The 26775-nt window shown below is 71.2% G+C and carries 25 protein-coding genes and 1 riboswitch; of the genes, 5 read left to right on the forward strand and 20 right to left on the reverse strand.

Features of this window, described 5'->3' with window-relative positions; genetic code table 11:
* Nucleotides 1-35: 35 nt before the first annotated feature.
* From HW130_RS29515 to HW130_RS29540, 6 genes are all read right to left on the reverse strand, one after another.
* A complete protein-coding gene (locus HW130_RS29515) occupies nt 36-797 on the reverse strand; it encodes an endonuclease/exonuclease/phosphatase family protein (RefSeq protein ID WP_177152808.1) in 762 nt (253 codons plus the stop codon).
* A 68-nt stretch (nt 798-865) separates the two neighbouring features.
* Nucleotides 866-1807, reverse strand: coding sequence for an ROK family glucokinase (locus HW130_RS29520; RefSeq protein ID WP_177152809.1), 942 nt, complete (start codon nt 1805-1807; stop codon nt 866-868).
* A 65-nt stretch (nt 1808-1872) separates the two neighbouring features.
* A complete protein-coding gene (locus HW130_RS29525) occupies nt 1873-2319 on the reverse strand; it encodes a DUF5304 domain-containing protein (RefSeq protein WP_177152810.1) in 447 nt (148 codons plus the stop codon).
* A 66-nt stretch (nt 2320-2385) separates the two neighbouring features.
* Nucleotides 2386-3717 (reverse strand): ArsA family ATPase, encoded by a 1332-nt coding sequence (locus HW130_RS29530; protein ID WP_177152811.1) that lies wholly within the window; start codon nt 3715-3717, stop codon nt 2386-2388.
* Nucleotides 3717-4166 carry an SRPBCC family protein gene (locus HW130_RS29535; protein ID WP_177152812.1) on the reverse strand — a complete coding sequence of 150 codons (450 nt, stop codon included), beginning with the start codon at nt 4164-4166 and terminating at the stop codon, nt 3717-3719. The genes HW130_RS29530 and HW130_RS29535 overlap by 1 nt, the downstream gene beginning before the upstream one ends.
* A 144-nt stretch (nt 4167-4310) precedes the next feature.
* Nucleotides 4311-5066, reverse strand: coding sequence for a metallophosphoesterase (locus tag HW130_RS29540; protein WP_177152836.1), 756 nt, complete (start codon nt 5064-5066; stop codon nt 4311-4313).
* Nucleotides 5067-5368: 302 nt separating this feature from the next.
* Between HW130_RS29540 and HW130_RS29545 the strand changes: the two genes are divergently transcribed.
* Complete coding sequence (locus tag HW130_RS29545; RefSeq protein ID WP_177152813.1) at nt 5369-7165, forward strand: long-chain fatty acid--CoA ligase; 1797 nt, start codon at nt 5369-5371, stop codon at nt 7163-7165.
* 495 nt (nt 7166-7660) lie between these two features.
* Here the strand turns inward: HW130_RS29545 and HW130_RS29550 are convergent, their stop codons facing one another.
* The gene (locus HW130_RS29550; protein ID WP_177152814.1) at nt 7661-8803 is read right to left on the reverse strand and encodes a glycosyltransferase family 4 protein; all 1143 of its coding nucleotides are present in this window, start codon (nt 8801-8803) and stop codon (nt 7661-7663) included.
* An 88-nt stretch (nt 8804-8891) separates the two neighbouring features.
* Here HW130_RS29550 and HW130_RS29555 point away from each other — a divergent pair, with 88 nt between their 5' ends.
* A complete protein-coding gene (locus tag HW130_RS29555) occupies nt 8892-10220 on the forward strand; it encodes a glycosyltransferase 87 family protein (RefSeq protein ID WP_177152815.1) in 1329 nt (442 codons plus the stop codon).
* On the opposite strand, the gene HW130_RS29560 is transcribed toward HW130_RS29555, so the two are convergent.
* The 5 genes from HW130_RS29560 to HW130_RS29580 form a co-directional block, all read right to left on the reverse strand.
* Nucleotides 10177-11409, reverse strand: a complete 1233-nt coding sequence (locus HW130_RS29560) for a hypothetical protein (protein WP_177152816.1) — start codon at nt 11407-11409, stop codon at nt 10177-10179. The two genes, HW130_RS29555 and HW130_RS29560, sit on opposite strands and share 44 nt — an antisense overlap.
* Nucleotides 11410-11458: 49 nt before the next feature.
* Nucleotides 11459-12490: an NlpC/P60 family protein gene (locus tag HW130_RS29565; protein WP_177152817.1), complete on the reverse strand. Its 1032-nt coding sequence runs from the start codon at nt 12488-12490 to the stop codon at nt 11459-11461.
* 235 nt (nt 12491-12725) lie between these two features.
* Nucleotides 12726-13751, reverse strand: a complete 1026-nt coding sequence (locus HW130_RS29570; RefSeq protein WP_177152818.1) for an NlpC/P60 family protein — start codon at nt 13749-13751, stop codon at nt 12726-12728.
* A gap of 316 nt (nt 13752-14067) precedes the next feature.
* Complete coding sequence (locus HW130_RS29575; protein ID WP_177152819.1) at nt 14068-15432, reverse strand: NYN domain-containing protein; 1365 nt, start codon at nt 15430-15432, stop codon at nt 14068-14070.
* Between the two features lie 38 nt (nt 15433-15470).
* A complete protein-coding gene (locus tag HW130_RS29580; RefSeq protein WP_177152820.1) occupies nt 15471-15713 on the reverse strand; it encodes a hypothetical protein in 243 nt (80 codons plus the stop codon).
* 185 nt (nt 15714-15898) lie between these two features.
* Between HW130_RS29580 and HW130_RS29585 the strand changes: the two genes are divergently transcribed.
* Nucleotides 15899-16633 carry a rhomboid family intramembrane serine protease gene (locus HW130_RS29585; protein WP_177152821.1) on the forward strand — a complete coding sequence of 245 codons (735 nt, stop codon included), beginning with the start codon at nt 15899-15901 and terminating at the stop codon, nt 16631-16633.
* Nucleotides 16630-16911, forward strand: a complete 282-nt coding sequence (locus tag HW130_RS29590) for an Lrp/AsnC family transcriptional regulator (protein WP_177152822.1) — start codon at nt 16630-16632, stop codon at nt 16909-16911. The genes HW130_RS29585 and HW130_RS29590 overlap by 4 nt, the downstream gene beginning before the upstream one ends.
* A gap of 86 nt (nt 16912-16997) precedes the next feature.
* Here the strand turns inward: HW130_RS29590 and HW130_RS29595 are convergent, their stop codons facing one another.
* From HW130_RS29595 to HW130_RS29620, 6 genes are all read right to left on the reverse strand, one after another.
* Nucleotides 16998-18392 (reverse strand): aminotransferase class V-fold PLP-dependent enzyme, encoded by a 1395-nt coding sequence (locus HW130_RS29595; protein WP_177152823.1) that lies wholly within the window; start codon nt 18390-18392, stop codon nt 16998-17000.
* A 207-nt stretch (nt 18393-18599) separates the two neighbouring features.
* Nucleotides 18600-18717, reverse strand: a riboswitch (SAM riboswitch).
* A 104-nt stretch (nt 18718-18821) separates the two neighbouring features.
* Nucleotides 18822-19886: an anthranilate phosphoribosyltransferase gene (gene trpD / locus HW130_RS29600; RefSeq protein WP_177152824.1), complete on the reverse strand. Its 1065-nt coding sequence runs from the start codon at nt 19884-19886 to the stop codon at nt 18822-18824.
* Between the two features lie 125 nt (nt 19887-20011).
* Nucleotides 20012-21637 carry a cytochrome bc complex cytochrome b subunit gene (locus HW130_RS29605; protein WP_177152825.1) on the reverse strand — a complete coding sequence of 542 codons (1626 nt, stop codon included), beginning with the start codon at nt 21635-21637 and terminating at the stop codon, nt 20012-20014.
* Entirely contained in the window at nt 21634-22710 is a 1077-nt protein-coding gene (locus HW130_RS29610) for a ubiquinol-cytochrome c reductase iron-sulfur subunit (RefSeq protein ID WP_177152826.1), read from the reverse strand. Before HW130_RS29610 ends, HW130_RS29605 begins: the two co-directional genes overlap by 4 nt.
* Nucleotides 22707-23516, reverse strand: a complete 810-nt coding sequence (locus tag HW130_RS29615) for a c-type cytochrome (protein ID WP_177152827.1) — start codon at nt 23514-23516, stop codon at nt 22707-22709. Before HW130_RS29615 ends, HW130_RS29610 begins: the two co-directional genes overlap by 4 nt.
* Before the next feature lie 92 nt (nt 23517-23608).
* Complete coding sequence (locus tag HW130_RS29620) at nt 23609-24220, reverse strand: heme-copper oxidase subunit III (protein ID WP_177152828.1); 612 nt, start codon at nt 24218-24220, stop codon at nt 23609-23611.
* Between the two features lie 177 nt (nt 24221-24397).
* Here HW130_RS29620 and HW130_RS29625 point away from each other — a divergent pair, with 177 nt between their 5' ends.
* Nucleotides 24398-24802 (forward strand): hypothetical protein, encoded by a 405-nt coding sequence (locus tag HW130_RS29625; RefSeq protein WP_177152829.1) that lies wholly within the window; start codon nt 24398-24400, stop codon nt 24800-24802.
* A gap of 73 nt (nt 24803-24875) precedes the next feature.
* Here HW130_RS29625 and HW130_RS29630 read toward each other — a convergent pair whose 3' ends face one another.
* Together HW130_RS29630 and HW130_RS29635 are read right to left on the reverse strand one after the other, a co-directional pair.
* Nucleotides 24876-26132: an Ig-like domain-containing protein gene (locus HW130_RS29630; protein ID WP_177152830.1), complete on the reverse strand. Its 1257-nt coding sequence runs from the start codon at nt 26130-26132 to the stop codon at nt 24876-24878.
* 121 nt (nt 26133-26253) lie between these two features.
* Nucleotides 26254-26652 (reverse strand): cytochrome c oxidase subunit 4, encoded by a 399-nt coding sequence (locus HW130_RS29635; protein WP_177152831.1) that lies wholly within the window; start codon nt 26650-26652, stop codon nt 26254-26256.
* Between the last annotated feature and the right edge of the window lie 123 nt (nt 26653-26775).

The following is a 26775-nucleotide window of genomic DNA, read 5'->3' on the forward strand; positions in this document are numbered from 1 at the left end:
CAGCACGCGCACGCCAGGGCACCGCACCCTGGGACCTACGACGCCGGCACCCGCAGGGCCGCCAGGACCGGGAGGTGGTCCGAGGCCGCTCGGAGGTCCGGGTCCGTCACGCCGGGAAGGCCCCGGGGGACGCCGCAGCCCAGCACCTCCACCCCCCGCGTCGCGAAGATCGCGTCGATCCGCTGGTGCGGATCCGCCGGCGTCGAGGTGTGTTCGTCGCCCCAGGGGCGCACCGCCCAGCAGTCCTGCAGCGAGCCGGCGAGGCGGCCGAAGCTCCGGCCGCCGGGGCTTTCGTTGATGTCGCCCGCGGCGACCGCGTGCGGCGTGCCCATCGCGGCCAGCCGATCCAGCAGCATCCCCGCCTGGGCGTAGCGCTCGTCCGTCTGCAGGCTCAGATGGCAGCTGACCACCCCCAGCCGGGCCCCCGCGAACCGGACGACCGCCGTGGCGAAGCCGCGCCGGTGCAGGCCCGGGGTCAGCGGCAGCAGGACGTCCTCGGTGCGTTCCACGGTCGCCCGCAGCGAGCACAGCAGCAGCGGCCCGGCGGCCGTCGCGCCACCGGACAGCATCACCAGATCCGTCCTGGCGGCGAGCCGCGCCGCGTGCTTGCGCCAGCGGAAGAAGCGCGGGGCCTCCTGGACGAGGACGAGGTCCGGCTCGCAGGCCCGGATGACCCGGGCCAGTGCCTCCTCGTCGTCGCGCATCGACCGGATGTTGTAGCTCAGCACCCGGATCACGGCCGAACCGTCCGGTTCGGTACGGGAGTTGGGAAGGGCGGGCAGCATGCTGATGGCCATGTGGCTCAAGATACGACGGTGCCCGCCGCAATCCCACGAGGACGCGACGGGCACATGGCCGTACGGGCTCAGCCCTGGCGGGCCAGGTCGGCCGCGCCCACCAGGCCCGCCTTGCCGCCCAGTTGGGCGGCGAGGACCTGGGCGTGCGGACGCCACTGGCCGCCGATGAGCCAGCGGCGGAAGGACTTGCGGATCGGGTCGAGCACCAGGTCGCCCTCGTCCGACACACCGCCGCCGACGATGAAGGCCGACGGGTCGAACAGCGAGGCCAGGTCGGCCAGACCCGCGCCCGCCCAGCGCGCCAGCTCACGGAAGGAGTCGACGGCGACCGGGCAGCCCTGCCGCGCGGCCTGGCTGATGTGCTTGCCCTCGATGCCCGCGATCGTGCCGTCGCCGAGACCGAGCAGGACGGTCGCGTTCTCCGGGGTGGCATTGGCGCGCTGCTTCGCGTAGCGCACGAGGGCGCGGCCCGACGCGTACTGCTCCCAGCAGCCCTGGCTGCCGCAGCCGCACAGCAGACCGTCGGGGACGACGCGGATGTGGCCGAACTCCGCGGCGACGCCGAAGCGCCCGCGGCGCAGCTTGTTGCCGATGATGATGCCGCCGCCGAGGCCGGTGCCGAGGGTGATGCAGATGACGTCCTCGTGGCCCTGGCCGGCGCCGAAGCGGTACTCGCCCCAGGCCGCCGCGTTGGCGTCGTTCTCGACGACGACGGGGAGGCCGACGCGCTGTTCGACCTTGTCCTTCAGCGGTTCGTGGCGCCAGTCGATGTTGGGCGCGAACAGGACGGTGGCGCGCTTGTCGTCGACGTATCCGGCCGCACCGATGCCGACGGCCTCGATGTCGTGCCCCTGGCCGGCTCCCGCGACGGCCGCGCAGATCGCGTCCACGATGCCCTCGGGAGTCGACGGGGTGGGCACGGTGTGCGTCTCGAGAATGGCGCCCTCTTCGTCGACCACGCCCGCCGCGATCTTCGTGCCGCCGATGTCGACGCCGATGGTGAGTCCCATGTGTCCCTCAGTATTCGGTCGAGCCCCGCTACGGCCAACCGTACCCGAGGGCGGGCACACGCTGGTCAGTCCAGGTCGATGTGCTCGCTCGGCCCGGGCCCGTCGTCGCGCGGGTCGTCGGTGTCCTTGGCGGTGTGGGAGCGCTGGGTCCAGCGGCGCTCCTGGTTCTCCACGGCGGAGCGGTAGGCGGCAAGGAGCTCGCCCCCGGCGGCCGCGAGATGGTCGAAGACCTGCGGGTTTCGCTCGATGACGGGCTCGACGGCGGCCTTCGCCTGGTTCACGAACTGCTGCACGGCGTTCTGTGCGGCCATGCCGGGCAGCGACGTCTGGAAGGCGGTGACCTTGTCGGCGACGACGTCGAAGAGTTTGCGGAGTTCCTCGGCCGCGGAACCGGGCGGCGCCCCGTACTGCGCGCTGCGACGGGCCTGCTCGGCCTTGAGGTCCTCCTCGCACGCCGTTGCCCAGGCGTCTGCGTCGGCGTCGGTCTGGGGACGCTCGGTGGCATCGCTCATGGCGTACTCCTGCGGCAGGGCTGAGGGGTTCGTGTACTCGACGTTACCCGAACGGCGGTACCGCGTTCACCGTGCGCGCGGCCACAGGGCGGGGTCCGGCGTGAACCGCACGCTCAGCGTGTCGTCCTTGAGTCCCGCGCCCGCGACCGTGCAGCGGCGCAGCGCGGACGGCAGCGGGAGGATCCGGCGGAACGGTCCGACGGTGATCAGGAGTTCATCCCCCCGGCGTACGAGGGTGAGCTGCTCCTTGACGGCGCCGGGCAGGCCGAGGTGCCAGACCAGCGTGCCGTCGCCGTCGGGCTCCGGCTCAGTCGGGATCTCGCCGTCCCGGTCGTGCCGGACGGTGTCGGTGTCCGCGAGCGGGGTGATCCACTCCTGCCGGCGCCCCCGCCCCGGGCCCGGCCGGGGTCCCTCCAGGTCCCCGTGCGGGGCCGCCACCAGTCCGTCGAGGTCGTAGCCCTCCGGGTCCTCGGCGAACGCGTGCGCGAAGGAGCAGCGGTTCGCCTCCTTCTGCAGTCGTGCGAGGTCGTCGAGGCCGCGGGGGTCCCGGCCCAGGTGCGGCAGCAGGCAGACCGAGCCGGCCGGTATCCAGGTGGCCACCCATTCCTGCCGGCACCGCTCCTGCTGGGCGGCGAGCGAGGCCACGAACGGATCCTCGGAGCCTTCGGGGACGCAGCGGTTGGCCACGACCGTCTCGACACGGTGGCCGAACAGGCCCAGTCCGGCGCGGGCGGCGCGCAGGGCGTCCGCGGCCGCGGGGCCCGGCTCGGCGACGAGGGTGAGGGCGGTGCTCCCGGACTCGATCACGGACTGGACGCCGGCCAGTTCCGTGTCCCAGCGCTCGGCGGTCTCGTACAGCCACTGTGCGGGCATGGGCACGCCGGCGAGCTGGGCGAGCATGGGGCGCAGCGCGCGGGCGGCCTGCCGTTCGGCGGGCAGCAGGCGGCGCAGGTAGCGGCGCAGCTGCTCGGGCAGGGCGAGCAGCGCGATGGTCTCGCGCAGCGGCGGCATGTCGACGACGAGGACGTCCCAGTCGCCACGGGAGGCGACGGTCAGGGCCCGCAGCAGTGCGAACTGGTCGCTGCCGGGAAGTTCGGTGAGCTCCTCGTCCTCGAGCCGTGCCGCTCCGAGCAGGTCGAGTCCGGCCGAGGCGCGCTCCTGGAGGTCGAGGAACTCGGCGCGGAAGTCGGCGCCGGCGTCGACGAGGCCGGCCCACAGTCCGTCGGCGATCCGCGCCGGACGGGCGGGCGTGCCGGTGACCGGGACGCCGAGGACGGCGTCCGCCTCCGCGGACAGCAGGAGCGTGCGGCGGCCCGTCGCGGCCGCGGCGAGGGCCGTGGCCGCCGCGACGGTGGTGCGGCCCGCGCCGCCGAGCCCGGTGACGAGGACCCGGCGCATCAGGCTCCCGCGCCGCTCTCGACGCGCTTCTTCAGGCCGGCCAGGGCCCGGTCGATGATGACCTTCTCGGCCTTGCGCTTGATCATGCCGAGCATGGGGATCTTGACGTCGACGGTGAGCTGGTAGGTGACCTCGGTGCGGTCGCCGCCGCCGACGGGGGCGAGGCTGTACGAGCCGTCGATGGAGCGCAGCATCTGCGACTTCACCAGGGTCCAGCTGACCTCGTTCTCGCCGTGCCAGGTGTACGCCAGAGTGTGGTCGTCCTTGATCGCGCCCGCGTCGAGGACCAGGCGGACCTGCTCGGCACGGCCGTCGGCGTCGGTCGCGAGCACCTCGGCCTCCTTCACCTCGCCGGTCCACTCGGGGTAGCGCGCGAAGTCGGAGATCACGCCCATGACATCGGCCGGCGCCGCATCGATCGTGATGCTCGAGCTGGTGTGTTCCGCCATCGCTGCGGCTCCTCAACAGTGCGGTGATGACCGGGGTGGTGTGGTGGTGAGCAGGCTATCGCGAGCGGAACGCCCGGCGGCGCCGGGCCCGGCCGACGGCGCCGGTCATGCCGCGCGGTGCGGGCGCACCGGCTCGCCGGCCGCTCACCAGGTCAGCGACCAGGGCCGGCCGGTGGACGCGAAGTGCCCGACGTTCACGCACTCGGTCGCGCCGATCCGCATCCGGCGGGCGAGCGGCTGGTGGACGTGGCCGAAGAGCGCGTAGCGGGGCCGGGTGCGCCTGATCGCCGCGAGCAGGGCCCGGCTGCCGCGTTCGAAGCGGCGGGCGACGGTGTCGTACGTCAGCTCGGGGACGTCGGGCGGGATGTGGGAGCAGAGGACGTCCACCTCGCCGAGGGCCTCGACCTTGGCGGCGTAGTCCTCGTCGGAGATCTCGTACGGGGTGCGCATCGGGGAGCGCAGTCCCCCGCCGACGAAGCCGAAGACGCGGCCACCGATCTCGACCCGCTCGCCGTCGAGGACGATGGTGCCTGGCCGGGCGAACTCCGGCCACAGAGCGGGGATGTCGACATTTCCGTACGTGGCGTACGTCGGCGTGGGGAAGGCCGCGAAGATGTCGGCGTACTGGCGGCGCACCGCGGACTCGATGGCGCTCTCGCGGTCGACGCCGAGCTCGGCCCAGAGCCTGCGGCCCAGGTCGCGGGCCTCGTCGAAGCGGCGGGCGGTGCGCAGTTCGACGATGAGGTCGGCGTTCTCGACGCCGAAGAGGTCGGGGAAGATGCCGCGCGAGTGGTCGGCGTAGTCGAGGAAGAGCACGAGATCGCCGAGGCAGAGGAGGGCGTCGGCTCCGTCTCCCGCGATGGCGAGATCTTCGGCATTGCCGTGCACGTCGCTGACCACGTTGATTCGCATGCCTCGCATGGCGGTCACCCTAGAGCGCCCTGTGGGACGCGGGTAGAGGGGGGCGGAGCTGTGGTTGCTTTCAGGGCATGGGCGAAGTGGAATAGTCTGCCCGGTGTCCAGCCATTGACGTGTGACGCAGGGAACATTGGCCGGGAACCCCTATCGGGAACTGCGTACTGATGGGTAACGTCCGGGCAGTCCAGTCGTGCTCGCCCCCCACGAGCACCTGCCCGATCTTGGACCGCAACCGGTGCATCACACAGAGCCGTGGCACCGGCGCCCGATGAGGAGCAGCAGTCTTGCGCGAGTTCAGCCTTCCGGCCCTGTACGAGGTCCCCACGGACGGCAATCTGACGGATCTCATCCGCCGCAATGCCGCGCAGCACCCCGATGTCGCGGTCATGGGCCGCAAGGTCGCAGGTACGTGGACGGACGTCACCGCCACCCGGTTCCTGGCCGAGGTGGTGGCCGCCGCCAAGGGCCTGATCGCCGCCGGCATCCGGCCCGGCGACCGCGTGGCGCTGATGTCCCGCACCCGGTACGAGTGGGTGCAGCTGGACTTCGCGATCTGGAGTGCGGGCGCGGTCACCGTGCCCGTGTACGAGACCAGCTCGCCCGAGCAGGTCCAGTGGATCCTCGGCGACTCCGGTGCGGTCGCGGTCGTCGTCGAGAGCGACGCGCACGCCGCCGCCGTCGAGTCGGTACGGGGATCGCTGCCGGAGCTGCGGCACGTCTGGCAGATCGAGAAGGGCGCGGTCGACGAGCTGACCGCGGCCGGCGCGGACGTCTCCGACGACCTGGTCGTGGAGCGCAGCGCGACCGCGAAGGCGGACGACCCGGCGACCATCGTCTACACCTCGGGCACCACCGGCCGCCCCAAGGGCTGTGTGCTCACGCACCGCGCGTTCTTCGCGGAGTGCGGCAACGTGGTGGAGCGCCTGAAACCGCTGTTCCGTACGGGTGAGTGCTCGGTGCTGCTGTTCCTGCCCGCAGCGCACGTCTTCGGCCGGCTGGTCGAGGTGGCCTCCGTGATGGCTCCGATCAAGCTCGGCTGCGTGCCGGACATCAAGAACCTCACCGACGAACTGGCCTCCTTCCGGCCGACGCTGATCCTCGGCGTGCCGCGCGTGTTCGAGAAGGTGTACAACTCGGCGCGCGCCAAGGCGCAGGCCGACGGCAAGGGCAAGATCTTCGACAAGGCGTCGCAGACGGCGATCGCGTACAGCCGCGCGCTGGCGACGCCCTCGGGCCCCTCGATCGGCCTGCGGATCAAGCACAAGGTCTTCGACAAGCTCGTCTTCAGCAAGCTGCGCGCGGTGCTGGGCGGCCGCGGCGAGTACGCGATCTCCGGCGGCGCGCCGCTGGGCGAGCGGCTCGGACACTTCTTCCGCGGCATCGGCTTCACGGTGCTCGAGGGCTACGGCCTGACCGAGTCGTGCGCGGCGACCGCGTTCAACCCGTGGGACCGGCAGAAGATCGGCACGGTGGGTCAGCCACTGCCCGGTTCCGTGGTCCGGATCGCGGACGACGGCGAGGTGCTGCTGCACGGCGAGCACGTCTTCTCGGGCTACTGGAACAACGAGGCGGCCACGGCGGAGGCGCTGGCGGACGGCTGGTTCCACACGGGCGACATCGGCACCCTCGACGAGGACGGCTACCTCGCGATCACGGGCCGCAAGAAGGAGATCCTGGTCACCGCGGGCGGCAAGAACGTCGCCCCGGCGGTGATAGAGGACCGTATCCGCGGGCACGCGCTGGTCGCGGAGTGCATGGTCGTCGGCGACGGCCGTCCGTTCGTGGGCGCGCTTGTCACGATCGACGAGGAGTTCCTGGCCCGCTGGGCCGCCGACCACGGCAAGCCGGCCGGTTCGACGGCGGCTTCGCTGCGGGACGACACGGACCTGCTGGCGGAGCTCCAGAGGGCGGTGGACGACGGCAACGCGGCGGTGTCGAAGGCGGAGTCGGTACGGAAGTTCCGCGTGCTGGCCACGCAGTTCACGGAGGAGGCGGGGCACATCACGCCGTCGCTGAAGCTGAAGCGGAATGTGGTGGCGAAGGACTTCGCGGACGAAATCGAAGCGATCTACGCCTCCTGACCGGGGGCGCCTTGCCCCCGGGCCCCCCGCCCGGGGGCGCGCTTGTCGGGGCTCCGCCCCGGGCCCCGCGCCTCGAACCCCCTACGGCCTGGCGGCCGTGGGAAGTGCCCCCAACGGGCTGAATTGCCCGGCGCGCCATTGGGGCTCCGCGCCTGACCACGCGCCTCAGACAGCGGCGAGGTTGGGTTTGCCGGCGCAGCCGTTGCGTATCCGACGCCCCGCTTCGCGCGTCAATCACCTTGTGCGGCCCGATCGTTGGGGCTCCACCCCAAGCCCCGCGCCACGCCCCCCTACGGCCTGGCGGCCGTGGGTGTGGGCTCCGCCCGGCGAAGCCAAGGGGAGTGCCAGAGCGGGGCCGGTTGGGGCCTGCGCAGCCCGCAGTGCTGGGCAGCGGGGCCGTGGGGGAGATCGAGGACGCCGCGCCGAGCCGGTACGGGTCCGGGCGGAGCCCGGGTCGGGACGGGGCGGGGTAGGGGAAAGCGAACCGCCCGCGCCTCAGAGCAGCGCCCTCAGCCTCTCCGCCAGCAGGTCCCAGCGCCACCGCTCCTCCACCCACGCACGGCCCCGCTCCCCCATCCGCCTCCGCAGCTCCGCGTCGTCGAGCAGCGTCGCGATCCGATCCGCCGCGTCCTCGGGTGAGCCGCCGCGCACCACCCAGCCCGTCTCGCCGTCGAGGACCGCGTCCGGCGCGCCGCCGGAGTCCCCGGCCACCACCGGCAGACCGGTCGCCGACGCCTCCAGGTAGACGATCCCGAGACCCTCCACGTCGAGCCCGCCCCTGCGCGTACGGCACGGCATGGCGAACACGTCGCCCGCCCCGTAGTGCGCCGGCAGTTCCGACCACGGCACGGCGCCGGTGAAGCGCACCGAGCCGGCGGCCCCCGTCTCGGCGGCCAGCTTGCGAAGGTCCTTCTCGTACGGGCCGCCGCCCACGATCAGCAGCACCGCGTCCGGGACCTTCGCCAGGATCGCGGGCATCGCGAGGATCAGCGTGTCCTGTCCCTTGCGGGGCACCAGACGCGAGACGCAGACGACCACGGGCCGGTCGCTCAGACCGAGCCGGCCGCGGATCTCGTCGCCGCCCGAGCCGGGGTGGAAGGTCTTCTCGTCCACACCGGGCGGCAGTTGGACCATGCGCCCGGCGGCCTCGGCCGTCAGCGCCCGGGCGATCCGCGAGCGGGTGTACTCGCCCAGATAGGTGATCGTGTCCGTGCCCTCGCCGATCCGGCGCAGCAGCTGCCGCGACGCGGGCAGCTGCGCCCAGCCCGCCTCGTGTCCGTGCGTGGTGGCCACGATCCGTCGCGCGCCGGCCCTGCGCAGGGCCGGCGCCATCAGGCCGAGCGGGGCCGCGGCGCCGAACCACACCGACTCGCAGCCGTGCTCCCGCAGCAGTTCGACGGCCCGCCGGGTGACCCGCGGCGTGGGCAGGAGCATCGTCGTGCGGTCGCGTACGACGGTGAACGGCTGCTCCGCGTCGAAGGCGGCGGTCGCCTCCGCGCCCTCCCGCCCGCGCTTCCAGGTGGAGGCGTAGACGACGAGCTGCCCGGGGTCGAGCCGCAGTGCCATGTTGTGCAGGAATGCCTGGATGCCGCCGGGCCGCGGCGGGAAGTCGTTCGTCACGATCAGCGTCTTGTGCATCGCCGCCGACAGTACCGAACGGTCTCCTCCGCGTCCCGCACGGCCCCGCGCGGCATGATGGGCAGCCACTGCCGACGAAGGGGACGCAATGCCGAAGGAGGCGGCACGGGGCTCGGGCGCCCCGCTCGCGGTGTGGGTCCTGACCCGTACGGCGCTGCTGCTGTGCGTCCTCAAGGTGGTCACGTTGCCCGGGCCCGATGTCACGAGCGACGTCTCGGTGATCTACCAGGGCTGGCACGAGGTACTGCGCACCGGGACGTTTCCGCTGGACGACGTCACCTGGCAGTACCCGCCCGCCGCCGCGCTCGCGATCCTCGCGCCCGGTCTCGTGCCGGGCCTCGGCTACGCCACCGCCTTCTTCGTCCTCGTCCTGGTGTGCGACCTGCTGGTCCTCGGGCTGCTGCGGTACGCGGAGAGGGGCGGGACCGAGCGGCGCGGCACCTGGATGTGGGTGGTCGGCGTGCCCCTGCTCGGGCCGACCGCCTACGCCCGCTACGACCTGATGGTCACCGCCGTCGCCGTCGCCGCTCTGCTGGGGACACTCCCCCTGGCTTCTCCCCCGGACTCCGTCCGGGAGGCGCCCCCAGGGGGACCCCCACCGAGGCCGAAGGCTCTGGGGGCAGGCCGCAGCCGGCCGTGCGCTCTGGGGGCGCTCGCAGGGTTCGGCGCGCTGCTGAAGGTGTGGCCGGTGCTGCTGCTCGTGGGCGTGCCGCGCGGGCGCGCGGCGCGGCTCGCCTGGGGCACGGCGGCGGCGACGGGCGCGGGCCTGGCGCTGGCGTTCACCGCCGCCCTGCCGGGCGCCTTGGACTTCCTGACGTACCAGCGCGACCGGGGCACCGAGGTCGAGTCCCTGGGCGCGCTCGTCTTCCATGTCGCCCGGCACTTCGGCTGGCAGGGACAGGTGCTGCTGAACTACGGCTCGGTCGAGTTCGTCGGCCCCCATGTCCCGCTGGTCAGCGGGCTCTCGCTGGCGCTGAGCGTCCTCGCCCTCGGCTGGCTGGTGGTGTGGCGCCTGCGGGCCAGGGAGTGGGACCCGGCGACGCCCTGCGACGCCGCGTTCGCGGCCGTGCTGCTGTTCACCGTCACGAGCCGGGTGATCAGCCCGCAGTACCTGGTGTGGCTGGTGGGCCTCGCCGCGGTGTGCCTGGTGCGGCGCGAGACCCGGATGGTGCGGCCCGCGCTGCTCACGCTGGCCGCGACCGCGGTCACGGTGCTGGAGTTCCCCGTGTGGTTCGCGCATGTCGTGGCGAGTGACGGCCTCGGCATCGCGCTGCTCCTCCTGCGCAACGGACTGCTGGTGGCCGCGACGCTCGTCGCCTGCCGGCGCCTGTGGCGGGCCACCGTCCCGGCCCGGCAGGCGAGGGGCGTCGCCGTCAGCCCAGGCGCTCGCGCAGATGGTTCTGCCACCGCGCGGTGAACTCGTCCGCCGTGACGCCCAGCACCTCGCCCAGGGCCCGTTCGACCGCGCCCTCCCGGTGCTCCGCCTCCCCGACGGTCCGGTAGAACTCCCTGAGCTCGTCCTCGCCCCAGCGGTCCGCGATCAGGTCGCAGGCCAGCCAGCCGCCCTCGTAGGCCCGTGCCAGGGCGTCGGCCTCCCCGCCGAACGCGAAGCCCTCGTCGTCGGGCAGGGTCCCGGGAACGTTGCCGCCGCGCACCGCGTCCCGCAGCTCGGGCGCGGTCTCCTCGGCCGTGCGGCCCGTTCCCCGGTAGGCGACCCAGTCGGCGAAGCCCTCGGAGAGCCACATCGGGGTGGCGGCCGAGGTGTCGGCGCGGGTCGCCACATGGGTGGTCTCGTGGGTGAGGACGATGCGCCGCCCGAAGTCGCCCAGCAGGCCGTACGCCTCCGGGTTGACGATCACCCGGTCGGCTGCCGAGCCGTCCTTGCGGCCCGTCTCGCCCGTGGTGACCGCGGCGATGCCCCGGTATCCGGCGGCCGGGGCGCCCAGCAGCCGGCCCATGGCCTCGACGGACGACGGGACGAGGACGACCACCCGGCCGGTCCACTTCGACGGCCAGGCGTTCCTGACGGCGGGCACGGCCCGGTCGGCGGCCGCCGCGAGCTCCCGCAGCCGCTTGTCGTCCTGGCCGACGCCGAGGACCAGGCTGTGGCTGCCCCGCACGACGCGCACATCGCCCTGCTGCCACAGCTGCTGGGGGGCGCCCGTGCCCGGCTCGTCCGCGACCACGTACCAGCGGCCGTCGCGCTCGATCAGCTCCAGGACGCGGTCGGCCGCGACGGAGGCGCTGTCGTAGTCGTCGACGCGGTAGCGCAGCTCGGTGTCGGCGACGGCACGGTCCCCCTGGTGGCGTACGCCCTTGATGCGGTACTCCCAGGAGTGGAAGGGGATGTCGGCCATGTTGGCGAACTCCCTGCCCTGCCGCTCGCGCAGGGCCGTCGCGCCGGGGTCCAGCGTCGCCAGATAGCCGGTGCGGTCCCCCTCGACGACGGCTTCACCCCTGTCGTCCAGGGTCTGCTGGATCGCGTCCACGGTCGGGTCCACCGGCCTCTGGGCGATCGTGCAGGCGGACGCGAGCACGAGCACGGCGAGCCCGAGGCCCGCCGTGCGCTCTGCCGGTGTGCGCTGTGCGCGCCCCTGACCTGCCACCCTGCCGATCGTACGGAACGCAGGGCGGAACGGTACGGGGAGTGCGGTCTCAGACCCGCGTGACCGCGTGCACGGGCATCATGCCGACCGGGTCGTAGCGCACCGCCGCGCCCGGGTAGGGGGCGTGGACGACCTGGCCGTTTCCCATGTACATCCCGACGTGGCTGGCGTCGCCGCGGTAGGTGACGATGTCGCCGGGCCGCGCCTCGGACAGCGGGACGCGGCGGCCCGCGTTCGCCTGCGCCTGCGAGGTGCGCGGCAGGCCGACCCCGGCCTGCGCGTACGACCACTGCACGAGGCCCGAACAGTCGAATCCCGCAGGGCCGTTGGCGCCCCACACATAGGGCCGGCCGACCGCGCCGCGGGCGGCGAGCGCGGCGAGGGCCGCATGCGCCGAGGCGGGTGCGAGGCCCGTCAGCTCCGGCAGGGCGCCGTCGCGGCCCGCGCGCGAGGCGCGGTCGAAGTCGGCGCGCTCCTCGTCCGGCAGGGCGTTCAGCAGCTTGCGTGCCTCGGAGAGCTTGTGCTCGACGACGCGTTTGTGGCGGGCCACGGCGGAGCGGCTGCGTTCCAGTTCGGCGAGGTCCCTGGCGGCCTCGGCCCGTTGCTGCCCCAGGTCGCGCTGCTCGCCGCGCAGGTCCTCCAGGGCGGCCGACTGGCGTTCGCCGACGCGGTCCAGGACGGCGGCGTGTTCGAGGTAGGTGTCCGGGTCGGCGGACAGGAACAGCTCCACAGCCGGGTCGAGCCCGCCGGAGCGGTACTGGGCGCCTGCCACGGAGCCGAGCGCCTCGCGCATGCGGTTGATGCGCTCCTGGCCGCGGGCGACGCTGTCCTGGGCGCGCGCCACGCGCTCGCGCAGCCGTTCTACGGTCTCGTCCGCCTTGTTGAAACGCTCGGTGGCTTTCTCGGCCTCCTCGTAGAGCTGGTCGACCTCGGCCCGGGTGGCCTGGGGGGACTCCTGGGGCTCGGCGCCCGCGGGCGCCGCTCCGAAGGCCGCGGCCGCCGTCGCCGCCGCGGCGGACAGGACGGTGATCCGGGCACTCGCGGTGAGACCGGTCTGTGAGGGTCGGCGGTGGGACACCACGTGCCGCGCTCCCTTCCGCACACTTCGCAGAGCTCGAAGGACTGGGAATCTTGCGCGGCAGAGAGTAGCCGTGCGGCCACGAGGCGGCCAACGTCGGCTGCGGGCACACACAGTGACGCCCCGCCGGAGAGCACAGGTCACCGGCGGGGCGGAGCGTCAGCGGGTTATGACGGAATTCCCCCGTTCGGTCGGGTGTGAAAGCCCGGCGAACGATTCGTCATGGTTGCGCGCGGGCTCAGATCCGCACGCCGAACATGTAGGGCATGTTGTTGATGGACTCGTACCGCACGCTGGCGCCCGGCTTGGGCGCGTGCAGCACCTGCCCATTGCCGGCGTAGAAGCCGACGTGGTGCATGTCGCCGTAGAAGATGACCAGGTCGCCCTGCTGGAGCTGGCTCTGCGAGTAGATGCGCGTACCGGCGTTGGCCTGGGCCTGCGAGGTGCGCGGTATGGAGACGCCCGCCTGCGCGTACGCCCAGGAGGTGAGGCCGGAGCAGTCGAAGGAGCTCGGGCCGGAGGCGCCGTAGACGTACGGCGAGCCGATCTTGGACTGGGCGGCCGAGAACGCGGCGGCGGCACGCTGCGATGCGGGGACGGCGTTGCCGAGGTCGGCGCGCGCACTGGCGCGGTTGGCGCGGGTCTCGTCGGCGGCGAGCGCGGCGCGCTCGGCGGCGGTGAGGGTGTTGAGCAGCTTCTGCGCGGCGGCGAGCTTGCCCTGGACTTCCTTCTTCTTGGCACCGAGCTCCTGGCGGGTCTCGGCCAGGTCCTTGAGCTTGCCCTGGGCCTCCTGGCGCTGCTGCGCGAGCGTGCGCTGCTTGGCCTGGATCTCCTGGATCGCCTCGGTCTGCTTGGCGCCGAGCTGGTCCAGCGCGGATGCCTTCTCGAGGTAGGTGTCCGGGTCGCCGGAGAGGAAGAGCTGCACGGAGGGGTCGATGCCGCCGGAGCGGTACTGGGCGCTCGCGACCGAACCCAGGCTGTCCCGCAGGGTGTTCAGCTCTTCCTGACCGCGCGCCACCTTGTCCTGCAGCGCGTCGATCTGGTCGTCGAGCTTGTCCTGCTTCTCCTTGGCCCCGTTGTACTGCTCGGTGGCGTGCTCCGCCTCTTCGTAGAGCTTGTCGACCTTCGCCTTGACCTCGCTCTTGCTCGGCTTCGGGTCGGCCTGGGCGGTCTGGGCGGTCAGCGCGACAGCGGCAGCGGCGGTCGCGGTGAGCACGGTCACACGGGTGCGGCTCGGCTGCTTGGGACGACGGTGGGACGCCACGGGGGCGAGCTCCTTCTTCCTCAGCCGCCTACCGGGCTGTGGGGGGTTTAATCCCCGGCGTCCGCACATCGGATCCCTGGGGGAAAAGGGGCGAACTGTGCGAACTCGGCGGTTCCTTCGCTGTCGTCCCGGGTGGACGATCAACCGCGCGAAGGTTCGAGGCCCGACCCTAGTGACCTTCTTGTGATCAGTTCAAATCCTCATCGGAAAAACTCTGCCGCCGCGCGCATTCTTTACTCACATCACACGCGTAGTAATGGCCACTTGACACACCGTTCCAGCGATACCGAGTCAATTCGGTCATTTGTGACGGGAGTTACGACAGCCGCGAAAGCCGCTTCAGCAACAAGACGGACGGGACCGGGCGGGCACCCGCCTTGGCCACGCCGTCGGCGACCTCGCGGTCGGTCGACACGACCACCACCGGCCGGCCCGGCGGCTCCGCCCGCACCAGCTGACGGATCAGCTCGTCCGCGGTGACCCCCGGCTTGGAGAACAGCACCCGCACCCCGCGCGGCGGCGCCAGCAGCACCGGCGCGGCCAGTTCGGCGCCGTCGAACACACACGTGACCTCGGCGCCGGTCTGCGCGGCGAGCACCGACAGCCCGCCGAGCAGCCGCAGCCGCTGCTTCTCCAGGGGCATCGTCGGATAGCCGGTCTTGGTGACGTTGTAGCCGTCGACGACGACGTGCGCCTGGGGCAGCGCCAGCAATTGGTCCAGCAGCGCGGGGTCGGTCTCCGAGAGGGCACGGGCCGCGATGTCCTTGGGCGACATCCGCCCCGGCTCGACGGCGTCGACCGTGTCGGCGGGATGCACCCCGGCGGGCGGCAGCGCCAGCTCGCGGCGCAGCCCCTGGGCCGCGTCCAGCACGGTGTCGAGCAGCAGCCGCAGCCGCATGTCCTCGATGGAACGCCCCTCGCGGGCGGCCCGCCGCCCGGCCTCCACCGCCGCCTCGGCCTCGGCCAGGCGGGCCTTGAGCCGGCGGCTCTCGCTCTCCGCCGCCGACACCTGGGCCGCGGCCTGCGCCCTGATCGCGTCGATCTCGGCGACCGTACGGCGCAGGGCCGCCTCGCCGCGCTTCACATCGGCCTGCGCGCTGCGCAGCTTGCGCCCCAGGGAGTCGTTCTCCTTGCGGGCGCCGTCGAGCTCGGCGCGCAGCCGCTCGGTCTCGGCCCTGATCTGGCCGCGCGCCGCCGCCAGTTCCTCGCGCAGCCGCTCCAGCTCACGCCGGCCGGCCTCGTCGGCGCGCTCGGCGTCCGCGCGCTGGGCCTCCTCGCCGGCCGCGGCGACGAGTTTCACCCATCCGGTGGGGCGCAGCACGTACGCGGCGGCGGCCACGTCGACCGGATCGGCGGCGGCGGGCGGGGCTCCGGACTCCAGCGCCCGGGCGAGCTCGGGCTCCGCCTTGGCCAGCCGCTCGGCGATCCGCTGCCGGAAGAGCGTGTCGCTCTCCAGCGCGGCGGCCATCGCGTTGCCGGCGAACTTCCCCCGGCGGGTGGGGGTGAACCGGGCGTACTGCCTCAGCTGCGACGGCAGCTCGGCGACGGTCAGGCCGCCGAACGCGTCCGAGACGAGCGCGACGACACGGCGCCGCACCCCTTCGGGCAGCGGGCGGTCGAGCGCCTCGGCGGCGTCACCGGCCGCACCGGCCGGCTCCGCGCCACTCGCGGGCTGCTCCACGATCCGTCACCCCTACCACCCTTGCGGGCCGCCTTCCCTCAGGAAGCGGCGCCCGGCCTGTCCACCAGCTCGATCTGGTCCACCGCGTTGCACCAGCGGCAGCGCACCGACTCGATGGTCTCACTGACGACCTCGCGCTCCTCCACGGTCGGCTCGCCGGCAAGGTCCAGATGGACGTACTCGACGACCTTGGACGAGCGCGTCACGTCGAAGCGTGTGAGGTTGCCGCAGAGTGTGCAGCGCCACCTGGTCTCGGCGGTAGGCCAGGGAACCGTCGTCATCGTGCCGTCCTCTTCCGTCGTGCGGGTCCTGTGCCGCGGTGCGCCTTCGAACTGCGGATGTACTGCCTGTAACCCTACGGGCATGGGGGCACCCCCTGCTCACGCGGAGCGGAGCTCGGGGAGGGTGCTCGTGGTCGCGGCGAGCCGCTCTGTACCGGTCGGTCCCGCTACGCCATGCTCTGTCCATGATCAGTAGGTGGGGCAGGGCACGGGACACGATCCGGGAGGCGGCGAAGGGGCCGGTCGTCATCTACGGCCTGATCGCACTGTGCTGCGCGATCTTCGTCGTCAGCCCGGTCTCCGGACTCGACCCCTCCCACGGGCTCGGCGACGCCCTGCTCGCGGCCCAGGAGGCGTACTTCGAACGCTGGGGCGTGATCCCGGCGGACCTCCTGACCGGATCGCCCCGCGCACTCCTGACGCCCTTCACCGCCCTGTTCATCCACGGCAGCTGGCTGCACCTGCTGGGGAACATGCTCTTCCTCTACGTCTTCGGCACGATGGCCGAAGAACGCATGGGGCGTGCGGAGTTCGCCCTCTTCTACCTGGGCGCCGGCTACGTGGCCCTGCTCGCGTACGCGGTGGCCAACGCGGAATCCTCGCAGACGCTGGTGGGCGCGTCCGGGGCGATCTCCGCGGTGCTGGGCGCGTTCCTGTTCCTGTTCCCGAAGGCACGGGTGACGAGCCTGTACCCGTTCCTCTTCTTCCTGCCGCTGCGCTTCCCGGCATGGGCGGTGCTGATCTTCTGGTTCGTCCTTCAGTGGCTGGCGGCCCAGAAGGCGGGCAGCGGCCCGGGGGTCGCGTACCTGGCGCACCTCGCGGGGTTCTCGGCGGGCTTCCTCTACGCGTGGGGCCGATTCCGGGGTGGGACTAGAGTGAGGACATCTGCAGCGGCCACCGAGGGAGAAAGCCAACCGTGATCACCGCGATCGTGCTCATCAAGACCAGCGTGGACCGCATCCCCGAGATCGCCGAGTCGATCGCGGCGCTGGACAGCGTCAGCGAGGTCTTCTCCGTGACCGGCACGCACGACCTGATCGCCATGGTGCGCGTGGCGAAGCACGACGACCTGGCGGACGTGATTCCGGGCCGCATCAGCAAGATCCCGGGCGTCGAGGCGACGGACACGCACGTGGCGTTCCGCACGTACTCGCAGCACGACCTGGAGGCCGCGTTCGCGATCGGCCTCGACGCGTAGCCCTTGGGGTACCTCCCCTGCCCGAAAGGCCATGGGGGAGGGCGGCGCACCGGGTTGCGCCGCCCCGGGGGCGGGACGCCCTCGACTCAGACCGCAGGGACGCAGCGGCCGTCCTCCGTGTGGTACGTCCACTTCGCGCCCTCGCGCACCAGCTCCCGCACCGCCCCCACGAAGCGCTCCACATGCTCGTCCGGCGTGCCCGCGCCGAAGCTCACGCGGATCGCGTTCAGCGACCTCTCACCCGGCTCCGCCTCCGGCGCACCGCACTCGCCGACCTCCTGCGGGTCGCTGCCGAGCAGCGTGCGCACCAGCGGGTGGGCACAGAACAGGCCGTCCCGGACGCCGATCCCGTACTCCGCCGACAGCGCCGCCGCGAAGTGCGAGCTGTTCCAGCCGTCCACCACGAACGAGATGACGCCGACGCGCGGAGCTTCGTCGCCGAAGAGCGACAGGACGCGGACCTGCGGCACCTCCGCCAGCCCCTCGCGCACCTTCGCGATCAGGTGCCGCTCGCGCTCGACCAGCGCGTCGAACCCGGCCTCCGTGAGCGCCTTGCAGGCGGACGCGATCGCGTAGACGCCGATCACGTTCGGCGAACCGGCCTCGTGGCGCGCGGCCGTCGTGTGCCACTCGACGTCCACGCCCCCGTCCGCGCGCCGGGACACCTTGCGCGACGCGCCGCCGCCCGCCAGGTACGGCTCCGCGTCCTGGAGCCAGTCCGCGCGGCCGGCGAGCACGCCGGAACCGAACGGCGCGTACAGCTTGTGCCCCGAGAAGGCGACCCAGTCGACGTCCGACTCCTTTACCGACACGGGGTGGTGGGGCGCGAGCTGGGCGGCGTCCAGCACGATGCGCGCACCGTGCGCATGGGCAGCGGCGGCGAGTTCCTTCACGGGCCACAGCTCACCGGTCACGTTCGACGCACCGGTCACGCACACCAGCGCCGGACCGTAGGGGTCACGCTCGGCGAGCGCGTGCTCCAGCGTCCGTACCGCCTCTTCCGGGGTGCGCGGCGCGTTCAGGTACGTCACGCGGGCATCGCTCCACGGCAGCAGCGACGCATGGTGCTCGGTCTCGAAGACGAAGACCTGGCAGTCGGCGGGGAGCACGGCGGCGAGCAGGTTCAGCGAGTCCGTCGTGGAGCGGGTGAAGACGACCTGGTCGCCGTCCCGGCAGTCGAGGAAGGAGTGGACGGTGGCCCGGCTGTTCTCGAACAGGTCGGTGGACAGCTGCGAGAGGTATCCGGCGCCCCGGTGCACGCTGCCGTAGTAGGGGGCGTACGCGGCGACGTCGTCCCACACCCGCTGGAGCGCCGGGGCGCTCGCCGCGTAGTCGAGAGCGGCGTACGTGACCTCGCCGCCGGTCACGAGCGGGACGGTGACGTCCCGGCCGAGGACGGGAAGCGGCGCGGCGCAGCAGGGGTCGGAGTCGGCGGAGGCGGCAACGGCGGTGGCGGTGGCGGCGACAGGGCGTGCGGACATGACGGTATCTCCCGGCAGGAAAAGGCGAGTTGGCTTCGACAGACCCCGTGACGGCGCAACAGCGCAGCTGTGCAACGGCGTACGGGGAAAGACCTCGACGCACGGACATCCCGCACGGAGGTGTGGTGAAGAAGGGGCGGAAGGCCCTATCGCATTCGCTTGCTCACGAGACAGCTCCTCGAGGACCAGGACCCCAGGGCTGGAAGGGGTCCGCGCTTGCCACAGACCTCGCTGCCTGCGGCCTGGTCTTCACCCGGGGCACCCCGCCACGGACGGAGGGTTGCCGGACAGCGGGCCGGGGCCGTAATCGCTGTCACTCATGACCTTGGAGAGCATCCTGCCATAGGTCTCGGATGGTGCAAGGGCGCGGTCCGCATAGTGGACCGCGCCCTTGCCGGACTCACCCGTGGTGCGTCATTGCGCCGGACGTCACGCGTTGCTCGCCGTCACCCAGCGCTCCAGCACCGCCCGCGCCGCGCCCGAGTCGATCGACTGCGCCGCCCGCGCGATCCCGGCCGCAAGCTGTTCGTTCAGCGTGCCGTCGGTCGGCTCCAGCGCAACCAGCGCTGCCGCCGAGTTGAGCAGGACGGCGTCCCGCACCGGGCCGGTCTCGCCGCCGAGCAGGCGGCGCGCCACGTCGGCGTTGTACGAGGCGTCGGCGCCGCGCAGGGCCTCCACGGGCACCAGTTCGATACCGAGGTCCCGGGGGTCGAACGCCTCCTCGGTCACCTCGCCGTCCCGGACCCTCCACACGCGGGACGTCGCGGTCGTGGTGAGCTCGTCCAGCCCGTCGTCGCCGCGGAACACCAGCGCGGAGGAGCCGCGCTCGGCGAGGACGCCGGCGACGATGGGCGCCATCCGGGCGTCGGCGACACCGGCGGCCTGCGCCCTGACCCGGGCCGGGTTGGTGAGCGGGCCGAGGATGTTGAACACGGTGCGGATGCCGAGCTCCTTGCGCGCCTTGGCGACATGCCGCAGCGCCGGGTGGAACTTCACCGCGAAGCAGAAGGTGATCCCGGCTTCCTCGGCGACCTCGGCCACGCGCTGCGGGGTCAGCTCCAGGTTGACGCCGAGCTTCTCCAGGACGTCCGAGGCGCCGCTCGCCGACGAGGCGGCCCGGTTGCCGTGCTTGACCACCTTCGCGCCCGTACCGGCGACGACGATCGCGGACATGGTGGAGATGTTGACCGTCTTCGCGCCGTCGCCGCCGGTGCCGACGATGTCGACACTGGGGCCGGGGACGTCGATGAGGTTGGCGTGCTCGTACATGGTCCGTACGAGGCCCGAGATCTCCTCGACGGTCTCGCCCTTGGCCCGCAGGGCCACCGCAAAGCCGGCGATCTGCGCGTCGGTGGCCTCGCCGCTGAGGATGCGGTCCATGGCCCACGCGGTGGCGTCGGCGCTCTGGTCGCGGTTGTCGAGGAGGGCGTTCAGCACGCTCGGCCAGGAGTGGGCCGCCACGCTGTCGCCGCCAACCGGGGTCACAACGTTCATGGTCCACTCCTGGGTCCACAAGCCGATAAGGATGGGTCCCACCCTATCCAGCCCCGGGGCACAGCGAAGGGCCCCGTCCATTCGATGGACGGGGCCCGCGCTGTGGCGACCTTCAGGTCAGGTGATCAGTGGTGGCCGTGGCCGCTGGTGATCTCCTTGTACTCGTCGACCGTGGGCTTGGCGACCTGGTTGTCGCCGCCGTAGTAGCCCTTGCTGAGCTTGGCGCGCAGCTTCTCCATACGGCCGATCTTGCGGCGCACACCGTTCTCGTCGACCGCCGGGCCGATCTCGGCGGGCTTGTACTGCTCGTGAGCGGTCAGCTTGTACCGGTCGGCCTGCGACAGCGGCTCGTGGATCTCGACGAACTCACCGTGCGGCAGGCGCTTGATGATGCCGGACTCGCGCCCGTGCAGCACCTTCTCCTTGTCACGCCGCTGCAGACCCAGGCAGATCCGCTTCGTGATGATGAAGGCGAGAACCGGTCCGACGAAGTAGGTGATCCGGACGAACCAGGTGATCGAGTTGATCGACAGGTGGAAGTGCGTGGCGAAGATGTCGTTTCCACCACCGAGCAGCATGATCACGTAGCCGGTGACCCAGGCGACGCCCAGGGCGGTACGGGTCGGCGCGTTGCGCGGGCGGTCCAGGATGTGGTGCTCGCGCTTGTCGCCGGTGATCCAGGACTCGATGAACGGGTAGACGGCGATCGCCCCGAGCACCAGACCGAAGAGGACCAGCGGGATGAACACGCCCAGGACGAGCGTGTGGCCCCACAGGTTGATCTCCCAGCCCGGCATCACACGGATCAGACCCTCGGCGAAGCCCATGTACCAGTCGGGCTGCGCGCCGGTGGACACCTGGTCCGGGCGGTACGGGCCGAGCGCCCACACCGGGTTGATCGTGAACAGGCCGGCGATGATCGCGATGACACCGAAGACCAGGAAGAAGAAGCCTCCGGCCTTGGCCATGTACACCGGCAGCAGGGGCATGCCGACGACGTTCTTGTTCGTACGGCCGGGGCCCGCGAACTGCGTGTGCTTGTGGTAGAAGACCAGGATCAGGTGCGCCACCACGAGGCCGAGCATGATGCCCGGCAGCAGCAGGATGTGGATCGAGTAGAACCGGGCCACCATGTCGTGGCCGGGGAACTCGCCGCCGAACAGGAACATCGAGATGTACGTGCCGACGATCGGCGTGGACAGGATCGCGCCCTGCGTGAAGCGGACACCGGTGCCGGAGAGCAGGTCGTCCGGGAGCGAGTAACCGGTGAAGCCGGTGAACATGCCGAGGACGAACAGCAGGAAGCCGAACAGCCAGTTGATCTCACGCGGCTTGCGGAACGCGCCGGTGAAGAACACGCGCATCATGTGCACGAACATGGCGGCGAGGAAGATCAGCGCGGCCCAGTGGTGGATCTGCCGGATGAGCAGACCACCGCGGACGTCGAAGCTGATGTCCAGGGTCGAGGCGTACGCCTCGGTCATGCGGATGCCCTGCATCGGCACGTACGAGCCGTGGTACTCGATCTCGGCCATGCTCGGCTGGAAGAACAGCGTCAGGTACACACCCGTGAGGATGATGATGATGAAGCTGTAGAGCGCGATCTCACCCAGCATGAAGGACCAGTGGTCCGGGAAGATCTTCCGCATGTTGGCCTTGGCCAGGGAGTAGATCCCGAGCCGGCCGTCCGCCCAGTCGGCCACCCGCTCGCCTGCGGGCGCCTTCTTCTGCGTATCCGTCTGTGTACTCATCCGCGCTCCCAGAAGGCAGGACCGACAGGCTCTTCGAAGTCGCCGAGCGCCTCGAGGTTGCCCTCGGCGTTCACACCGATCCGCAGCTGCGGAAGGGGGTGACCGGCCGGGCCGAAGATGACGCGGGCGCCGTCGGAGAGGTCGAAGGTGGACTGGTGGCACGGGCAGAGGACGTGGTGCGTCTGCTGCTCGTACAGGCTGACCGGGCAGCCGACGTGGGTGCAGATCTTCGAGTAGGCGACGATGCCGTCGTGCGACCACTCGAGCTCGCGCTTGTCCTTGATGTCCTCCGGCTGAATGCGGACGAGCATCAGGGCGGCCTTGGCGATCTCGTTGTTGAACTCGTGGTCGCTCTCCTCCAGGCCCTCGGGCATGGCGAAGGTCAGCGACCCGACCGCGACGTCCTCGGGACGGAGCGGCTCGTTCGTGTTCATGTTGATGAGGGTCTTGCCCTTGGCCCACAGCGTGTGGCGGAGCTTGTCCTCGGGCAGCGGGCCGAGCTCGCGCAGCAGCACCACACCGGAGAGCGGCACCATGGCCAGCGCGCCGAACATGGTGTTGCGGATCAGCTTGCGGCGGCCGATCGCGGACTCACGCGCACCGTCGGCGAAGTCCGACATGACCTTGGCCTTGACCTCGGGCGCGGCCTCGATCGCGTGCCGGTCGTCGGCGACCTCGACGTCGGACATCAGGGTGCGCGCCCAGTGCACGGCACCGGCGCCGATGCAGAAGAGCGCGAGACCCAGGGTCACGCCCAGCGCGAAGTTCAGCGCGCTGATGTGACCGAGCGGCCAGATGTAGACGATCGTCTTGACGTCGAAGATCACGAACGAGGCGATGAAGCCGATCGTGGAGAGCATCGACAGCGTGAACAGGAAGGCGACGGTGCGCTCGGAGCGCTTGGCCGCACGCTCGTCGATGTCCTGGACGCGCGGCTTGTGGGCCGGCAGTCCGGGATCGGCGAACGGGTCCTCGTCACGCTGTGCGACGGCCGTGCCGCCACCGTGAGCCGCGTCGTGCGCGGTGCCCTGCCCTGCCGGCAGGTTCTCTTCTGAATTCTCTTGGCTACTCATGACTTCTTGGCCTTAGCGGTGTGGGCCGCAACCCAGACGGCAACAGCGATCAGCGAACCCAGACCGAAGATCCAGCCGAACAGACCCTCGCTCACGGGGCCGAGGCCACCGAGGGCGAAGCCGCCGGGGGTCGGGGTCTCGTCACCGTTCACGGAGTTGACGTACGCGATGATGTCCCGCTTCTGCTGCTGGGGCATCGTGGTGTCGGGGAAGGACGGCATGTTCTGCGGGCCGGTCTGCATGGCCTCGTAGAGATGCTTCGCGCTGACGCCTTCGAGGCTCGGGGCGTACTTGCCGTCGGTCAGGGCGCCGCCCTCACCGGTGAAGTTGTGGCACTGCGCACAGTTGGTGCGGAACAGATCGCCACCCTTGGCGATGTCCGCGCCCTCGGGGCTGTAGTCCTTCTCGGCCGGCGTGATCGGGCCGGCACCCAGGGAGGCGACGTATGCAGCGAGCTGGTCGATCTCCTTCTGGGTGTAGATGACCTTCTTCTTCGGCACCTGCGCGCCGGGCTGCTGGGCGGGCATGCGTCCGGTGCCGACCTGGAAGTCGACGGCGGCGGAGCCGACGCCGACCAGGGACGGGCCGTCGGAGGTGCCCTGACCGCCGGTTCCGTGGCAGCTGGCGCAGCCGACGGTGTAGAGCTTGTGGCCCTCCTTGATGGCGAGGGACTGGGCGGTTTCATCGGCCTGCGCCTTGTCCGCGGGTGCGAACGCGGCGTACAGCCCCCCAGTGGCCGCCAGCGCGAGGAGTAGGACGACGACCGCCGCCAGCGGATGGCGTCGTCGTGCGGAGAGCTTTTTCACGGATTACCCCGGTGTCAGGATCTTCTGCGTCGATGCTTCTGGACTATGTCTGCTTCAGGCGGCTTCCGCTCGGTGCGGGCCGCCCGCGCCGATTACTTGATCATGTAGATCGTGGCGAAGAGGCCGATCCAGACGACATCGACGAAGTGCCAGTAGTAGGACACGACGATGGCGGCGGTTGCCTGCTCGTGGGTGAATCTCCTGGCCGCGTACGTCCTGCCGAGAACCAGCAGGAAGGCGATGAGACCGCCCGTCACGTGGAGGCCGTGGAAGCCGGTGGTCAGGTAGAACACGGAGCCGTACGGGTCGGACGAGAGGGAGAGCCCCTCGTGCTTGACCAGCTCCGTGTACTCGAAGACCTGACCGCCGATGAAGATCGCACCCATCACGAAGGTGATCACGAACCAGGTGCGGAGCTTCTTCACGTCGCCGCGCTCGGCGGCGAAGACGCCGAGCTGGCACGTGAGGGAGGAGAGCACCAGGATCGTGGTGTTCGTCGCCGAGAACGGGAAGTTCAGCGCATCGGCTTTCTCTGCCCAGAACTCGGCACCCGTCACCGATCGCAGGGTGAAGTACATCGCGAAGAGGGCCGCGAAGAACATCAGCTCGGAACTCAGCCAGATGATGGTTCCGACGCTGGTGAGGTTCGGCCGATTGACCGACGGGTGCGCGTGCCCGGTTTCTACTGTCGTTGCTGTCGCCACGCCGACATTATGTCGGTCGCTTATCCCGCCCTCACTCCGGGGGGTGCCGTTCGGTGTGTCAGTGGCACTTGTCCAGCCCGAACGGCCCATCGAAGGCATGTCCGAACCGGTGTTGACAGCCAGTCGGGAGGAGTAGCATCCGCGCCACAAGCTCTGTTCGTACGAGGCGGAGGAACCATGCAGTCGAGTGCCACGGTCCTGGTCTACAGCGACGATGCCAATACCCGCGAGCAGGTCAGGTTGGCAACGGGTCGCAGGCCGGCCGCCGACGTGCCGCCGGTGCGGTTCGTCGAGTGCGCGACCATGCCCGCCGTGCTCAAGGCGCTCGACGAGGGCGGCATCGACGTGTGTGTGCTGGACGGCGAGACCGTTCCCGCGGGCGGCATGGGCGTGTGCCGGCAGATCAAGGACGAGATCTTCGACTGCCCGCCCGTGCTGCTGCTCATCGGCCGCCCGCAGGACGCCTGGCTGGCGACCTGGAGCCGCGCGGAGGCGGCGGTGACGCTCCCGGTGGAGCCCGTGGAGTTCGCCGAGGCGCTGGCCTCGCTGCTGCGTCGCCGGCTCTCCCACCACGCCGCCTGAGCGGGCCGTCGACGCCGCCCGAGCGCCGTGGGGTCTCCCCGGCGAGGCCACAGGGATCCGGGCCCGCCTTCTTCTAGACAGCCGGCCTGAGGCGGGCGGCCACGGCGGCGCCGCCGGTCTCCTGGGGCGTGCCGCCGGTCAGGGCGCTGCCCTCGCGCCACTTGTCCCAGGACAGGTTCCAGTCGCCGAAGCCGTTCCCGAAGGTGTCCATTATGTCGCCGTAGCTGTTGACGACCTCGACGATGTCGCCCTCCTTGACCGTCTTGAAGAACCAGGCGGCGTCGGCGGTGGACATCCCGGTGCAGCCGTGGCTGACGTTGGCGAAGCCTTGTGATCCGACGGACCAGGGCGCCGCGTGGACGTATTCACCACTCCAGGTGACGCGGGTCGCCCAGTAGACGGGCAGGTCGTACGACTCCGAGCTGCCCTCGGCGATGCCGATGCTGGTGCTGCGCATCCGGACGAACGACTCCTTGCCGAGCACGACCTTGATGCCGTTGCGCGTGGCGAAGCCGGGCTTGCCGGTGGTCACCGGAATGGTGTTGATCACTTCTCCGTTGCGCTTGACCACCATGGAGTGCGACGCGGCGTCGGTTATGGCCTCGATGCGGTCGCCGATGGTGAGCCTCAGCGGCTCGGAGCGGCCGCCGTAGAGCTTGTTCCCGACCTTCACCCCCGCGAGGTTGCTGGTCGCGTTGACGACCGTTCCTGTGGGCCAGTAATCCTTCGGGCGGTAGTGGAGCGTCTTGTCGTCCACCCAGTACCAGGAGCCCTCCACGCCGGGCTTGGAGCTGACCCTCAGGGCGCGTTCGACGACCCGCCTCCCCTCCTTGTCCTTGACGGCCGTGCTGAGCTTGGCGGTGACCGGCTGGCCCACGCCGTACGTGCCCGACTTCGGGCCGAACTCGGCGGTCAGGAAGCGTGTGGCGGGCTTCGTCTCGAAGGTGAGCACACGCAGGCCGGGCGCGCCGTCCTCGTCCTCCGTGGCGACCCTCATCGTGTAGCGGGCGCCGGCGGCGAGGGGTGCGGTGGAGCGCCAGCGCAGGCCGTCGGCGGAGAGTTCCCCGGCGAGGTAGCGCCCGGCGTCGTCGATGACGGTGACGTCGGTGATGCGGCCGGAGCGGCTCTTGGTGGTGACCTCGAGGGGCTTGTCGGGGTCCACCTTGTGGTCCCCGGCGTCGGCGTTGAAGCTCACCTGCCGCGCCGCGTCGTAGGGCTGTGCGGCGAGGGGATGGCCGTCGGGCTCGCCGCACGCGGTCGCGACCGCCCCGAGGGTCACGACCACGAGAGTGCAGCTGAGAACGGTGCGGAAGTGCGGCGTGTGGTTCATGAGCACACGCTATGAACGCTTGTCACCAGCGGCGCGCTGGATGACTCCAAAAGAGGGGCCCGGATCCGCCTCCTTTGGAGTGAAGGGGATCCGGGCCCGACGTGTCGCGCTTGACGCGGCGTTACTGGTTCTGACTCTCGCCGCGGTAGTACTCGAACACCCAGCCGAAGACGCCGATCAGGATCAGCGGCAGGGAGAAGTACAGGAGCCACCAGCCGATGGCGACGCCCAGGAAGGCGAGCGCACCGCCGATCGCCAGCGAGAGCGGCTGCCAGCTGTGCGGGGAGAAGAAGCCCACCTCGCCGGCCTCGTCCGCCACATCGGCTTCCTTGTTGTCCTGGGCCATGGCGTCCACTCGCCTGGCCGTGAAGGCCAGGTAGTAGCCGATCATGACGCTCAGGCCGAAGGCCAGGAAGAGCGCGGTGGTTCCGGCAGGCTCCTTCGACCACACGCCGTACAGGACGGCCATGGCCAGGATGAAGACGCTCAGCCAGAGGAACATCTTGCCCTGGATCTTCACTTGCTCTCCTCCTTGCCACCGGCCGTCACGCCGGCCGGGATGCCGCCGTGCTCGAGCTGGTCGAGAGCCGCGATCTCCGGGTGGTGCAGGTCGAACGCGGGAGATTCGCTGCGGATGCGCGGC

The sequence above is a fragment of the Streptomyces sp. PKU-EA00015 genome, assembly GCF_013387495.1.
In the GTDB taxonomy this organism is placed as follows: Bacteria; Actinomycetota; Actinomycetes; order Streptomycetales; family Streptomycetaceae; genus Streptomyces.